Annotated in this window: 9 protein-coding genes and 1 pseudogene; 6 read left to right on the forward strand and 4 right to left on the reverse strand. The window is 55.2% G+C overall.

The annotated features are described in order from the left end of the window. Positions 1 to 97 precede the first annotated feature (97 nt). The 3 genes from JZX89_RS14200 to JZX89_RS28830 all read left to right on the forward strand — a co-directional run bounded on the left by JZX89_RS14200 (position 98) and on the right by JZX89_RS28830 (position 5969). Positions 98 to 2275 (forward strand): YecA/YgfB family protein, encoded by a 2178-nt coding sequence (locus JZX89_RS14200; protein WP_207134429.1) that lies wholly within the window; start codon positions 98 to 100, stop codon positions 2273 to 2275. A 377-nt stretch (positions 2276 to 2652) separates the two neighbouring features. Then, positions 2653 to 3117, forward strand: coding sequence for a PAS domain-containing protein (locus tag JZX89_RS14205; RefSeq protein WP_256438139.1), 465 nt, complete (start codon positions 2653 to 2655; stop codon positions 3115 to 3117). Positions 3118 to 3668: 551 nt separating this feature from the next. After that, positions 3669 to 5969 (forward strand): methyl-accepting chemotaxis protein, encoded by a 2301-nt coding sequence (locus tag JZX89_RS28830; RefSeq protein ID WP_369809555.1) that lies wholly within the window; start codon positions 3669 to 3671, stop codon positions 5967 to 5969. 317 nt (positions 5970 to 6286) lie between these two features. Here JZX89_RS28830 and JZX89_RS14215 read toward each other — a convergent pair whose 3' ends face one another. Continuing rightward, positions 6287 to 6793: a hypothetical protein gene (locus tag JZX89_RS14215; RefSeq protein WP_103660127.1), complete on the reverse strand. Its 507-nt coding sequence runs from the start codon at positions 6791 to 6793 to the stop codon at positions 6287 to 6289. Positions 6794 to 7047: 254 nt separating this feature from the next. On the opposite strand from JZX89_RS14215, the gene JZX89_RS14220 reads away from it, so the two are divergent. Then, positions 7048 to 8955 carry a HAMP domain-containing methyl-accepting chemotaxis protein gene (locus tag JZX89_RS14220; protein WP_207134431.1) on the forward strand — a complete coding sequence of 636 codons (1908 nt, stop codon included), beginning with the start codon at positions 7048 to 7050 and terminating at the stop codon, positions 8953 to 8955. Positions 8956 to 9194: 239 nt separating this feature from the next. On the opposite strand, the pseudogene JZX89_RS28595 reads toward JZX89_RS14220, so the two are convergent. Then, positions 9195 to 9318 (reverse strand): annotated as a pseudogene (locus JZX89_RS28595) (IS5/IS1182 family transposase); the annotation flags it as partial. A gap of 266 nt (positions 9319 to 9584) precedes the next feature. Then, a complete protein-coding gene (locus JZX89_RS14225) occupies positions 9585 to 10946 on the reverse strand; it encodes an alpha/beta hydrolase (RefSeq protein ID WP_207134432.1) in 1362 nt (453 codons plus the stop codon). Between the two features lie 619 nt (positions 10947 to 11565). Between JZX89_RS14225 and yghX the strand changes: the two genes are divergently transcribed. Further along, positions 11566 to 12453, forward strand: coding sequence for a YghX family hydrolase (gene yghX / locus JZX89_RS14230; RefSeq protein ID WP_207134433.1), 888 nt, complete (start codon positions 11566 to 11568; stop codon positions 12451 to 12453). 97 nt (positions 12454 to 12550) lie between these two features. Here the strand turns inward: yghX and JZX89_RS14235 are convergent, their stop codons facing one another. Then, complete coding sequence (locus tag JZX89_RS14235; RefSeq protein WP_207134434.1) at positions 12551 to 13468, reverse strand: LysR family transcriptional regulator; 918 nt, start codon at positions 13466 to 13468, stop codon at positions 12551 to 12553. 192 nt (positions 13469 to 13660) lie between these two features. Here JZX89_RS14235 and JZX89_RS14240 point away from each other — a divergent pair, with 192 nt between their 5' ends. After that, positions 13661 to 14941: an MFS transporter gene (locus JZX89_RS14240; RefSeq protein ID WP_207134435.1), complete on the forward strand. Its 1281-nt coding sequence runs from the start codon at positions 13661 to 13663 to the stop codon at positions 14939 to 14941. Positions 14942 to 14954 lie beyond the last annotated feature (13 nt).

The following is a 14954-nucleotide window of genomic DNA, read 5'->3' on the forward strand; positions in this document are numbered from 1 at the left end:
GTCCGGTCCCGAAACTGCCGGATTAAAGCGTGAGCAGAGTTTAAGTGCGGCCGATGTCTCTGAGAGACGGTGAGATTGCAGAAGCGGGGCGACGCCGATGGATAAGACATTGGAAGTAGATGAGACCGTTCAGAGGACGGAAAGTGAAATCTTTGCCGAGCTCGAAATCTTGTGCGCTTCTCCGGGGTTTATTCATGCGATCGCTTACTTTTGTTTTCGGGATAATCTCATCCGATACAGCGGCCAACTCGGTGTCAGAGACATGGATTCTCACTATGAGGGCTCCAGTCTCCTGCGAAGTGAAATCTCGACATTGATTGGCCTGATGGCGCGCAGTCCATGGATGACGGATATGCCGGCGCCGGAAGCCCTGCAGACCTATATCGATCGTACCGACGAACTCATGCGAGAGCTTCATCATGCTATGGCTGCCGAGGCCTTCTTCGGCGGGAGAGATCTAGCAGGTCTGTTGGCCGGCAGAGATCCGTTTCAGGATGGAGCCGCGATGCGAGAACCCATCTTCTACGGCGGTGAATCTGCTTACAATTTCCAGTACAAAGCCCTCACCGAGCTGAAATACGGCGCCGATGAGGAGTGGCTCGAGAGGACACGCGGCTTCAGCATCACGGAGGCACTCGTGGTAGCGAAGGCGATTGCTGACAATCACCTTCATCGCCTAGGCCTTCTTCGTAAGGAAATGCGAGCACAATCCCCGGACCGATGGACGTTTCTTCCGGCCTTTACCTTTACGATCGAAGATATTGCGGCTCGCGCTGAGATCGCAATTGGAAGGGTCGAAGCGATCCTAGCTGCATTCAAGTATGGCAGCCACGAGCGCAACAGCGCATTTATCGGCTTGAGTGAATTCAATGAGACGAACACCCGGCCGATCCTAGCTTGCGGAGATGGAGCCTATATCCTCCTGCAACACTACCAACTGCAGGAAGCACTCTACGAGTCGCCGTTTTTCTGGATGATGGCGGACGACGATTATCGTTCTACCGCTACCGCCAACCGGGGCATTTTCACAGAATCCTATTCGAGTGAGCGCCTTCGCTCGGTGTTTGGTCCCTCCCGTGTCCTAACGAATATTGACATCTACCGCGGGAAGAACCGGTATGCGGAGGCCGATGCGCTCGTCCTTTTCGGGAACCAGGCGATTGTTGTTCAAGCGAAATCAAAACGCCTCACTCTGAATGCGCGCAAAGGAAACGACCTGGCGCTCAAAGACGATTTTAAAAAGGCCGTTGCGAACGCCTATGATCAAGCGCTTCTCTGCGCAGGCGCATTGCAGCGTCCGAGCGACTTTGTCTTTCGGGACAAGCAGGGACAGGAACTTAAGATTGCCGACCCAGTTGAAGTCATCTATCCGATGTGTGTCCTCGCCGATCACTATCCCGCTTTGACTTTCCAGGCGCGGCAGTTCCTCAAGGTAGGGGCGGACAAGATCGTCCGAAGTCCGCTCGTCACGGACGTGTTCACACTAGACATCATCGCGGAATTTCTGGAGACGCCGCTCCACTTTCTGAACTACCTGGATTTGCGCGCACGCTCTTACACCAAACTGCTGATCACCAACGAATTGATCCCGCTTTCGTACCACCTCAGGAACAACCTCTGGCTCGATGACAAGTACGATATGGTCAATCTTGGTGACGACTTTACGGCTCATGTGGACGTAGCCATGGCGGTCCGGCGTCAAGGCGCTTCGGGAAGCCGAGAGATCAAAGGAGTTTTGACTCGATATAGGGGCACATCGCTCGGAGCGATCGTAGCACAGATCGAGGCCAGCGCGATCCCGGAACTGACAGAACCGGGAATGTGGCTGTTGCAGCTTTCGGACAGCTCAGCAAATGGTCTTTCACGTGCTTTAGACTTGCAAAATAAAGCGGCTGTCCGCGAAGCGAAGACTAAGGATATTTCCCTTCCTTTCGACGCACAGCACGCAGGTATGACGATCCATATAAATTCGCTTCCTGACGATGTCGCGAGAGAGAAAATCTTGCAACATGCGCGAATAAAGAAGTACGAATTGAGGGCTGAACGATGGTATGGGATGGTCCTACACTCCGGTGATCTCCAAATGAGGCAGGCCGTAGTGTTGTCCGATCCATGGCAGCCGAGTTCGGTGATGGATGCAACCCTAGCAAAATTGCCTCGACGGTCACCCGCGCCACTGGATCAGGTCAGTTCGCGGGTCGGCAAAATAGGTCGCAACGAGCAATGCTCATGCGGAAGCGGCCTCAAATTCAAAAAATGTTGTCTCAATCGATGAGCGGTTGAGGAGCGTCGAATGATTGCAATTCAAGCACTTAACTGAGGTTTATCACGGGTCGCCGGTTCAGATCTCATCAAGGCGAAGGGGATGGAAACCTTGCCGGGGCATGGGTGCACAGATCGTTGATGCTCAGATCGATCTTATCCTGACCCTGTTTTGGAGCGGCTGTCAAACTGTGGATATCGTCAAGGAGAGAATGAATGACGCACCCCAAAGAACCGCAAGAATGAACGGGCCTGTGACATCGACACTTCAAATTAGCAATCCAACATGCAATTCTATGACCGGTCTGTGTCCATTTCTTTCGAAGGCTGGGAGAGATTTATGAAAGAATCATTGACGAGGGGAGTCTCAGTGTTTCGTCCCCACAGAGTATGGGATTTTACACTTGGCATGTCGCAGAGAACAAACTTTACGGTGACCCCTACTTGGCTGAACTCTATGGCATTTCCATCGAGGAGCTGGCCAAAGGAATTTCAGTTGAACAGATTTTTGCGATCATGGTGGATGACGACCGCGCTGTGATAGCCAGTGACGTCCACAGCGCGATCCTGACCGCCGAACCATCAATTGGTCGCTTCCGTGTACGGCATTCCGACGGTACGACGCGGTCCTTGGTATCATTCGGACGTTGCCTTCATGATGAGGTGGGCGTCCCAACCTTCTATGCTGGAGCCGTAATCGATGCCTCTTCACCGCATATCGCGGAGGGCAACGATCCTTTGGAGGCCCATTGTCGCGCGGCGTTATCGCTTGCGAAAAGAAGAGGTAACGATCTTGCTGCCCGTTATCTTTCTTCAGCATTGAATACGGTCTCTTCCAGCCCTGAGAGACAATAGATTTCCAGGTGACGGTTCATCTTGGTTTGGTCGACGAGAAATTTCAATTACTGCAAGCAAACCACAGCCGCGCTGTGTCAACTGCCCTGTTACCATCCAGTTAAAATAGGTTTCGCACGGAGCTAAGCGTTACGTGACCGAGTGCGCCGGGCTTCATTTCTTTGCTCCACCGGAGATGTCGTTAGGTTTGACCAAGAGGGCGCACACTTTATATTCCGAGCTCGCTATCGTCGGCGCTGGATGGCCTCTAAAACGCGCGCTTTTTCGGCAGGTAAATGAGTTGGGCATCCTTCGACGGGTGCGCTGATTTTTCGAGATGCTGATTGTTGCCTAAAACTTATGTCACGCGAGATATCCTCACTTGTATGCCTCAGATAAATCCTAGTTGACCTGACGTCAGTCCGAAATTCCAAATCGCAATAGTTGCAACTCTGCCTAGTAATTGGGCACATTGAGTTTTTCGTGTGCAAAAATAACCAAATTTCAATCGTTTATTTTTATATGACTGAAGCAGTTCCCAGCAGACACGCTTTCATCATCAGAGGCCAAAAGTGAGCATATTCGGCAATCTAAAAATCAGGACGCGCATCATTATCGTTGCCGCCATCCCCACGATCGCCTTGGTTGGCGCAGCCTTGCAAGACAATGTCAAGCGATTGCAAACTGCATCTGAGGCACGGTCGGTGGCAGAAATTGCTTCGATGGCCCCTGTCTTGGGTGCCACAATCCATGAGGTTCAAAAGGAACGTGGAGCTTCCGCCGGTTTTGTAGGTGCTCGTGGACAAGGCGAGTTCGGCCCGCTTCTTGAAAAGCAAAGGGGTGCTGCAGACGCGGCAATCCAGCGTTTCATCGCGCTTGGTCTAACAGACGAAGATAACGATATGGCACCTGCTTTGAAAGAACTTGCTGCCACCGCTCAGGCCAAACTCGATAAGCTTAAAGCAATGCGGCAGGATGTAACGTCTCTCAAGGCTGGTGTGCCCGATCTCGCTGCATATTTTGCCGATACTATCGGTAGCCTCATCAAGATCATTGAATCGATGAGTTCCCTGACGACAGACAGCACTATATCCAACAGAATTGTCGCTTACTCGGCCCTTCTGCAAGGGAAGGAAAAGGCAGGCCAAGAGCGTACGATTGGAACTGCGGCTTTTACATCCGGCAGCTTCAACCCAGAAAGCTATCAGCTTTTCGTAAGATTCGGTGCAATGCAAAATGTCTATTTCTCTGATTTCAACAGCTATGCGGGCGCAGACCAGCGCGCAGCTTTGCAAGATGCATTGAGCAGTGATGCAGGCAAACTCGTCGAAAGCCAACGCAAGATTGCGATGGCTAGTCCGTTCGGAGGACAACTGAACAGCGTAAGCGGAGAAGAATGGTACAAAGCTTCGACCAATCGTATCAATGCACTGAAAACTGTCGAAGACAAAACAGGCCTCGACTTGCGCGATTACGCCGCAGCGTCTGCTGCGCAACAGCACAACAGCCTTCTCATCTCCTTGGCAATATCCGCAGGCGTTCTTGCACTCGTCGCGGTGCTTGCAACAATCGTGACACGTTCCATTACGAACCCGGTGACCCGCATTGTGAAAACGATGCGCGAACTGGCGGATGGCCATGCGGAAGCCGAATTGAGCGTCGTTGCCGACCGCAGTGAAATTGGCGACATGGTGAAATCCGTGGCCGTGTTCAAAACCAATGCGCAGGAACGGTCGAAATTGGAAGCCGAGGCGCAGGCCAACCGCACGCTGTCTGAACGAGAACGGCTGGAGCAGCAAGAAAGAGAAGCAGCCGAAAGTGCAGAAGTTCAATTCGCGGTCGATACACTCGCTGCAGGCCTCGGCGCGATGGCCAACGGCACGTTGAACTACCGCATCAACCAGTCCTTTGCGACCCGTCTCGATAAAATCCGGGTGGATTTCAACGGTGCAATCGAGCGTCTTGAGGATGCCATCGTCAATGTGAGCGGCAATGCGCAGGCCATTTCCGCTGGATCCAACCAAATCCGCGCCTCGGCTGACGATCTTGCCAAGCGCACAGAACAACAGGCAGCATCTGTCGAAGAGACGGCCGCTGCGCTGGAACAGATTACAACAACCGTTGCCGATACCAGCCGCCGTGCTGAAGAGGCCGGTCGTCTCGTAACCAAAACGCGCGAAAATGCAGAACATTCCGGCACGGTAGTGACGAAAGCCATCAATGCGATGAATGCGATTGAGACGTCGTCCAACGAAATCTCCAACATCATCGGCGTTATCGATGAGATTGCATTCCAAACAAACCTGCTTGCCCTGAATGCGGGCGTGGAGGCGGCCAGAGCGGGCGAGGCAGGCAAGGGCTTTGCCGTGGTTGCCCAGGAAGTTCGTGAACTCGCACAACGTTCGGCCAGTGCGGCAAAAGACATCAAGGCACTGATTGCGAAATCAGGAGATCACGTCAAAAGCGGCGTCAGCCTTGTTGCACAGACAGGAGAATCGCTCGGCAAAATCGTCGAGCAGGTGAAAGAAATCAGCGTCAACGTGCTGTCTATTGTAGAAGCGTCGCGCGAGCAGACGACCGGTATCAAGGAAATCAACCAGGCTGTGTCCCAAATGGATCAGGGCACCCAACAGAATGCCGCAATGGTGGAAGAATCCACCGCGGCAAGCCATGCCCTTGCACGAGAAGCGGAAGCTTTGTTCATTCTGGTCGGAAAATTCGAGACAGACGCCAAGGCGAAATCAGGCGCTTCGTCCGCAGTAGATCGGTACCCGGATCAAAAACGGTCGCCTGCCCGGCAATTACTGAACCGGGTGAGCTCGTCATTTTCCGGCAATGCAGCTCTTAAAACCAAAAGCTGGGAAGAGTTCTAAGAAAAACCGGCTTTGACGGACTTCGATCAGGTCACCTCCCTTCGAGGAATGGAGGTGACCTGTTACCTATTCCTTGCAATCGCAATGTGGCGATCAAAGCCAAGGGTTTCCGCGCAAGACGCCTTCCGGTTCGGCAATAACTATATAGGAAATTTCTGATGAAGCTTGGCCGTAGGCAGCCATCTTTCCCCCGGTGGGAAGCTCACATCAAGTGAAAAAAAGCGAAGCCATAATCTCAAATTAATGCAGGGCTATCTTGTTGAAAGTGTTGGGACTGGGATCTTACGATTAAATGCAGAACGACAGCGCGGTAGAGATCACATATGCGCCGCAAGCTGCGCAATCTTGACGGTCGCATCGTATCCGACGCCGTTGGACATAATGGTGATGCTGTCTTTGTTCTTGAACATGTACACCGAGTAGAAATTCGTAGGATTTTCGGCGATTTTCAAGCCCCAGGCACTTTCGCCTAACGCAGGGATTTCCACGAGCTCCCCGGGCTTGTTCTCGGCCTTTATGACTTCGATACCCTGATCGAAATAAGCCCGTTCCGCTCCAGCGGGGATACCAAGGCTTTCGCCCTTGAAATACATGACCTTTACATAGGCACCTGATATGCTGCCTTTCCAAGAACAAAAGCCGTTGTTGGTCTCCCGTATACGTGCAGGAGCACCAACGAATTGCTCCATATCGGCCGCAGGCACCTTCAGGCAAGCCGGCTCGTTGGGATTGACCGACACCTCTGGTGTTTTTGATCCGTCCGCCGCTATGGCCGCCGTGGCTATGCTAAAACCCAATAATGCTAGTCCGGCATATCTGCGCATAGCTTATCTTTCGGTTCAACTTGAACTTGAATGGTGACTTTTTACTCGCGAGGGCTAATTTTTAGGCAATTCTATCCAGTTATTTATAATTCATAAACAGATTGCCCCTAGATTTAACGGGTGCGCCCATGATTGTCCAATCCGCGGCGAGTTGAGGATGGGGATCCTCAGCGAAGCATCATCCTGCCAGACAGCCCCGAACAGTTGCCGAATTATCGAGAGACGTGCGTCTCTATTGCCTGGTTGAGGATGTAATGACTATCCGTGTGAAACTACTTGCCTGCATCTCGGTGCTCACCGCTACAATTGTGATGATTGCTGCTTTTTCCTTTTACGCAATGGAAAGGGAAGCGAAAATTGCTGATTCCATCGTGGTTGATCGCGTCGAACCGATGGAGCATTTGAAAATAATTGGTGATCGCTACGCGGTCAACATAGTCGATACCGTGCATAAGGTTCGTTCCGGTGCATTGTCCCCGGTTGAGGGGACAGCAAATGTCCAGTCTGCACTGACTGATGTGAACGATCATTGGAAGGCGTACATAGCCACCACCCTTACAAGTGAAGAAAAGCAACTTGCCGATCACTTCGAAGAAGCGCGCTTGAAGGCGGACGTCCGCGTCCAGAAGCTTCTCGGTATCCTCACGTCGAAAGATGCTTCTGCGCTCGCCAGCTTCGCAGACAGAGAACTCTATCCGGCAATCGATCCTCTGGGTGGAGATATCGCCAAGCTGGTCGATGTGCAAATCCGCGTCGCCAAGGAGAAGCTGGCAGAGGGCAATGACCTGAGGGCAATGCTGACAACATTGATGATTGCGCTAACAGCCATGGCAGCCGCCGTTTCCGCTTTTTCTATCTGGATAGTCATTGCGGGTGTCATCCGTCCCGTGAACGCCATCACCGGCGCGATGGACGCGCTTGCCAAGGGTAATCTCGACGTCAACATTTATGGTGAGGGACGCCCTGACGAAATTGGAACCATGGCGTCCACTGTGGCTGTGTTTCGCGATAATGCACGTGATCGGGTTCGGCTTGAACAGGAAGCCGCAGCAAACCGTTCGCTTTCCGAGCAGGAGCGTGCTGACCGTGAACGCCTGCAGGCACAGGAGGCGTCGGAAGTTCGCTTTGCAGTCGATAGCATCGGCAGTGCGCTAGGCCGCCTCTCTGATGGCAAGTTGAACTACAGGATTACCGAAACCTTTGCAGACCGGCTTGATCAGGTCCGTCTCGACTTCAATGATGCCGTCGCAAAGCTCGAGGACGCCATGCGGCGCGTCGGCCAGAATGCGCAGGCAATTGCAGCCGGGTCCAATCAGATCCGTGCGGCGGCCGACGATCTCTCGAAGCGGACGGAACAACAGGCAGCATCGGTCGAGCAAACAGCAGCGGCGCTGGAGCAGATAACGACGACGGTCACCGACTCAAGCAGGCGCGCCGAAGAGGCCGGCAACATGGTCCAGCAGACGCGCCAATCGGCGGAGCACTCAGGTGCGGTGGTCAGCAGAGCTGTCACCGCCATGCACGAGATAGAGACTTCGTCGAATGAGATTTCCAACATCATCGGTGTCATCGATGAGATCGCCTTCCAGACCAATCTGCTCGCCCTGAATGCCGGCGTTGAAGCCGCCAGAGCTGGCGAGGCGGGCAAAGGCTTTGCCGTCGTTGCCCAGGAAGTGCGCGAACTCGCGCAGCGTTCCGCTAAAGCTGCAAAAGAGATCAAGGCGCTGATTGGCAAATCGGGTATACAGGTCAAGAACGGCGTCGAATTGGTGACGGAAACCGGCAAAGCTCTGGAACAGATCGTCGCGCAAGTTCAGGGTGTCAGCACCAATGTCACGGCGATTGTCGAAGGCGCTAAGGAGCAGGCGACTGGACTGCGGGAAATCAACACTGCCGTCAACACCATGGACCAGGGCACTCAGCAGAATGCGGCCATGGTCGAGGAATCGACGGCGGCAAGCCATTCGCTGGCCAGGGAAGCGGAGGCACTATTCCAACTGATCGCCAGTTTCGAGATTGGTTCAACCCATGCAGCAACCGGTCCTCGCAGAGATCTGGAAACACCACCAGCGCCGTCTCCGGCAAGACGTCTGATGGCACGCGTTTCCAACGCCGTGCGTGGCAACACCGCGGCAAAGGCCGATAGCTGGGAAGAGTTTTAAAAAGTCTGATCTGATACCTGTCTACAGGCCTTGTTGAATCAGCTTCCACCCAATCTTCTCTACAAGATTGGGCGGAGGGCATCAACATCATGGTCGCGCGTGTTCGACATCAACGCCCCTGATACAAAATTTATTCATTTGAGAAGAGAGGGCTTTCGCCTCATCGTAGCTCACATCAAAGGAAGCGAGGATGAGACAAAATTTGAGCCGCCGAATTCTCCCGCCGAACAGGTTATCAAAGATATCCAAAGGGTCATGCTGCCACAACGACGAAGGCCTGCCTCATACTCCACCCAGTTTGTCACCTTGAACTTCATTTTACCGATGTGATGGCGGCGAGTGGCGTTTATGTTTGTGCGGCATGCTGGACCAATCAAACGAGTTTCGATCCCTGCCGCATAGATGAAAAATGTTGAAATTTGATCCGTGCACCAATTCCACACCAACATAGTGTTTCGGCCGATCGTCAGCCCGATGCTCTGCCGTCGGCTTGGCATCCTGACACGGGCTGGCGGCACTCGTTCGCCGCCCGTCCAGAAGTTTTACACAACGTTCCGTCCGATCTGGAGCGGCGCAGTCGCGTAATTATCCCGCTTACGCGACTGCGCCGCCGTCAGGCGTTCACCCAGTCACAGCCGCCCAGGCTTTGACACCCATTCGCTGACAAAGTCGAACACCTGTTTTTTCGTGTCACCATATTCCGGCTTGCAGGGCTGGAAGAGATGGGTGGCACCTTCGACGGAGGCATAGGTTTTGTCTTTTGCGCCGAGATGATCATAGATTACCTCGCCGGGAACAACGAGATAGTGGCAACTCATGGTCAGAACCAGCGACGGCACCGTCACGCCCTCGGCATTGGATGGCGTCGAGGTGTAGGAGGAGGCCCAGTCGATCCCCTCGATGTCGTCGGTAGTAAACGCGAAATCCGGTTTTACCCGTATTGCAGAGTTGGCCAGGAAGCCGCGAACCGTTGTCGAATAGTTCATGGCTCCGAGTTCGTTCAACATGCCGAGCACCTGCTTGCCGCCGGCCGATGGACGGACCGATTTGACGATCTCCTGCGTCCGGCTTCCATCGGCATGGATCAAAGTATGGGGCTGCCTGGTATGGGCGGCAAAGCTGAGATCGGGCTGGTAGAGCCGCGCGCCAAGCGCGCGGATGCCAACACCCTTGACCAGAAAGGGCTCGTCATTGGAAAATTCGCCCTTGCCCGCCGTTATCAACTTAAGACGTTCGACCGCCTGATCGACGATCTGGTTGTTGCGGGCTGCCTGCGCGGCATAGAAACGCTTGGCAAAGTCCGGCGTATAGGTCGCTTTTTTGCCGTCGATGTCATAACCGTTTTCCCTGGCAAACATGTCGAGCGCTGCGTCGCGGCCCTTTTCGCCCGCCGCCGGATCGACCGCACTCATCTGATGGGCGGCGCCCAGTGTCGGATCCAGCAGGATGAATCCATCCGGTTTTTCCAGACCGGAGATGTGCTTACCGTTGCAGGGAACGATCTTTTCAGGGCCTTGGCAGGCGGCCGGGCCATGTTCGGCGACGTTTTCATAGAGCGTGCCCATATGGGTGCCGCCGCTGTGGGCCAGCAGGACGACCTTTTCAATGCCGGGAAGTTTGCGCAGATAGGCGATGCCCCGCGAAATACTCGGCAGGAAATCCTCCGGCGGCGCATCGGCATTGTCGCGGTCGCCCCGATAATTCACCAGCATGACCCGGTAGCCGAGGGCAGCCATGGCGGGGCCCGGCAATTCCTTGAAGTTGTCGCGATTGGGATGGGAGAAGACGAAGGCGATGCGCGCATCCGGGGCGGCAATCAACGGCTCCAACAGCAAGCCTTCGGTGTCGTCGCTCAGGCGGATATATTGCGAACGGAATTTTTCCGATTTTGCCGCCGGATCTGCCGGAACCGCTGCAAGTGCAGTGGTTGCCTGCGCCAGGGCGGGTAGCGGCACCAGGCCGAGTATGATGGCAAGGCTCGCAGCTTTCATGTGGTTTCTCCCTTTGTATGGCGTTGCTGTGGCGCGTTTCCAAAGAAAGGCGCCTTGAGCCGGTCAAGGAATTACGTTGATATTCAAATGCGAGACCGCGGCGCGTGTATCGTCGCACCCGTTGTTCCATCGGCCGCCGATGCTGCATCCATAGATACATCGACCCTCATCGCGCAAAGACTTGGCAAATCTCTTGCCTCCGACGGAACCCCCTCACATCCACTCAACTCCTCCCAAACGCCTATTTGGGTCCATTAGGAGCAGCCTGTCTAATCAGGATTTTGACAGTTTTGACATAGGTTTTATCAATGATTAGCTGGCGATATCGCCGATCCACGATCATATCGACGGTCATAGGGGGCGTACCCGCCGGGAAATCCGGGCCGGCAGCAGCAGTAGGCCACGCGGTGGACGCGCCGAATTGTGATGCAAAGCGCTAGGCTGCATCTTCAAATATAATTTATTGGACGCAAACAACTTCCACGGCGAACTTGTAGCAGCGTGCAGCAGATAGATCTGCTTTCACCAGTGCGCAGCATTGGCGGATAACAACCTAACCGATGTTTGCCTTGGATGACTGAATTTAGGCCGAACGGCCAGTGCCAAAGGAGCATTTTATATGACCCGTCTCACCGCCAAGGATTTTCATCCCGAAATTCTCGAACTTTACGATTATTACGCGCATGGTAAGATTACAAAGCGTGAGTTTTTGGACCGCGCGGCCAAATTCGCGATTGGTGGCCTGACCGCCGCGGCGATCCTGGCGTCCATGAGCCCCGATTATGCGCTGGCGCAGCAGGTGGAGTTCACCGATCCGGATATCAACGCCGAATACATTACCTATCCGTCTCCTCAGGGGAACGGCAATGTCCGCGGCTATCTGGTGCGCCCGGCAAAAACCACCGGCAAGGTGCCAGCCGTGGTGGTGGCGCACGAAAACAGAGGTTTGAATCCCTATATCGAAGACGTGGCGCGCCGCGTCGCCAAAGCCGGATTCATCGCCTTGGCGCCGGATGGCCTGAGTTCGGTCGGCGGTTACCCCGGAAATGATGAGAAAGGCCGCGAACTGCAGCAGAACGTGGACCCCGAAAAGCTGATGAACGACTTTTTCGCAGCGATCGAATTTCTGATACACCATGACCTGACCACGGGCAAGGTCGGAATCACTGGCTTTTGCTACGGCGGCGGCGTGGCCAACGCCGCCGCCGTAGCCTTTCCGGAACTGGGCGCAGCAGTTCCCTTTTATGGACGTCAGCCTCGGGCGGAAGACGTCGAACGCATCAAGGCGCCGGTGCTGCTGCAGTATGCAGAACTAGACAAGGGAATAACCGACGGTTGGCCGGCTTACGAAAAGGCGCTGAAGGCGGCGGGAAAGACTTACGAGGCCTACGTCTATCCTGGCGTCAATCACGGATTCCATAACGATTCCACGCCGCGTTACGACGATGCGGCAGCCAATCTTGCCTGGGATCGCACGATCGCTTGGTTCAAGCGCTATCTCGTGTAAAGACGATTGGCTGGAATGATGCAACAATGAAGCAGGCCATGTCACGATGTAAGTGGCCTGCTTTCGGTTCACGGAACTCGGTTCCATCGTAGGCTCGTTATTTTAAACCGCGCTCCTGAGACCGGAAATAGCCGATCTTGTCGGTAGCTTTCTCTATGCTTTTCAACAGCGCGTTTGTTCGCGACTGGTCGGCGGTGGCGCGATCGGCCACGAATACGCGGCCATCGACCAGTTGCGGGATCGATGAAAGCATGGAAATAGCACCCGCCGCCGGATAGGCTTCGATCATCTTGGTCGGAAACACCCCAAAGCCCAGGCCGGATGCCACGAGTTGCATGGCGGCGTTCAGACTGGAGCAGAGGCAGATCCGGTCCGGCGTGACCTTGGCTTCGGCAAACCAGCCGATCGTCGCGCGGTACATTGCCGTCGGTGGTGGGGTGGTGATGATCGTCTGCTGTGCCAGTTCCGCCGGCGTGCCCTTGATCTTTCCGCGGAATTTTGCGGCGGCAGCCCAACTGTTTTTCTGGACCCCCAGGGCCGACAGCCTGATATCGCGCAGACCGATGGGGTCCACCAGGATGGCGACGTCGAGTTCACTGTCGGCCAGCGCCTGTTCCAGTCCGGAACTGGTCGCCACCGTCCATTCCGGCCTCAGCAGAGGAAAGTCGGACTCCAGCGACGACAGCACGCCGGCCATGCAGGCGACGGCAAAGCCCTCGGCCAGGCCGATCCGAAGGCTGCCGGCAATATCGGTTGCCTGGGATGATTTCTCCAGCTCGCCGCAGGCATCGAGCACGATTTTCACGTGGCTGAGAAAGGTGTGGCCATCGCGCGTCAGCTTCAGTCCTCTGCCGTGGCGTTCAAATAGCGGCGACGGCAGTTTCGTCTCAAGTTGCTTTAACCGCAGCGACAAGGTCGGCTGGGTGACATGCAGACGGTCGGCCGCCTTTTGCACGCTGCCCAGTTCGGCGGTCCAGAAAAACGCTTCGAGTTCCGGTATCGACCAACGGCTCATGTCTGTGTCCCTGTCATCGGCTCACGTCAGCTTGCATGCCCAAAGTGCCACGGCCGCCTGCCATTGGCCATCCACTCATTGAATTTTCCTATTCGTTATCGCCGAAAGAACTCATTGGACAAGTTGCGCCACTGAAACAACAGTGTCGAAGTGCGGAATTGGGAGATTCCGCCGCAGTTCAGGGGAGAGTACATGCACAACCGGCGCTACTGGATCGCGCTGCTGATTTTTACAGCAGTCATCATCAACTACATGGACCGGATTGCGCTGTCAGTTGCCTCCAAGGAGATAGCAGCCGAGTTCGGCTTCTCACCGATCCAGATGGGCTATCTGTTTTCCGGCTTTCTCTGGACCTATGTCGTCTGCCTGATTCCCATCGGGCTGCTGGTGGAAAAGGTCGGGGCCAAGCGCATGGTGGGCGGCGGCATCGCCGTCTGGTCTGCCGCTACCGCAGTCACGGCCATGACAACAGGGTTCATCTCGATTTTGGCAGCCCGTCTGGTGATGGGCGCCAGCGAGGCTTCGACCTTTCCGGCCTGCGGGCGCATCATCCGCGACTGGTTTCCGGAAAAGGAACGCGGTCTGGTCACCACCCTGTTCAATGGCGGCTCCTCGGCAGGTCCTGCGATCGGCGCGATCGTCACCGCAGCCCTGGTCAGCTCGGTTGGCTGGCGCACATCCTTTGTCCTGCTCGGCATTCTCGGTTTCATCTGGCTCGCCGCGTGGATCTACTGGTATGGCGCGCCCGAGGCGGTGCGCTGGCTGTCTGCAGCGGAACGCGAAAAGATAACCGCTGAGCGCAATGGCGACAGCGCCGTGGCATCTGCGGATTATCCCGCGCCGTCCTCGCTGCGCTATCTGCTGGCACAGACGAGCATCTGGGGCCTGGTACTCACGCAGGCTTGCCTAGTCTATACGGCTTATCTGTTCCTCACCTGGCTACCGACTTTTTTGCAGTCAACCCGCGAACTCTCGACTATGAACACCGGTTACCTGACGGCAGCGCCCTATCTGCTGACGATGGTATTTGGCCTAACAATTGCCTGGTCCAGTGACAGGATCCTGTCCTCGACATCGATCCAGGCCGGCAAGCGGCGCTATTTCGTGGCCGCCATGGCCCTGTTGTCGCTGCTGATCCTTCTTGCGCCCGTGGTCGACAACCTCTGGCAGCTGCTGGCCGTGCTGACCCTGGTGCTGACCGGATCGACGACAGGGGCCGGTTTGAATTTCACCCTGGCGAGCGATCTGCTGCGCAATCCGCGCGACGTTTCCCGCGTGATCGCCATCACCGCGCTGGGTGGGAACCTGTTCGGCCTGATCGCGCCAATCATCACCGGCTATGTCGTGTCGGCGACCGGTGGCTACACCTGGGCCTTCCGGATTGCAGCATTGCTGCTGGTCTGCGGCGCGATCGCAGCATTGTCCCTCAGCCGCAAGCCGATCGAACCGGAATTCCGCAACTCTGCATCCTGAGGGGGATGTGCCA

Origin of the sequence: Agrobacterium burrii (genome assembly GCF_017313405.1) — a bacterium.
GTDB lineage: Bacteria > Pseudomonadota > Alphaproteobacteria > Rhizobiales > Rhizobiaceae > Agrobacterium > Agrobacterium burrii.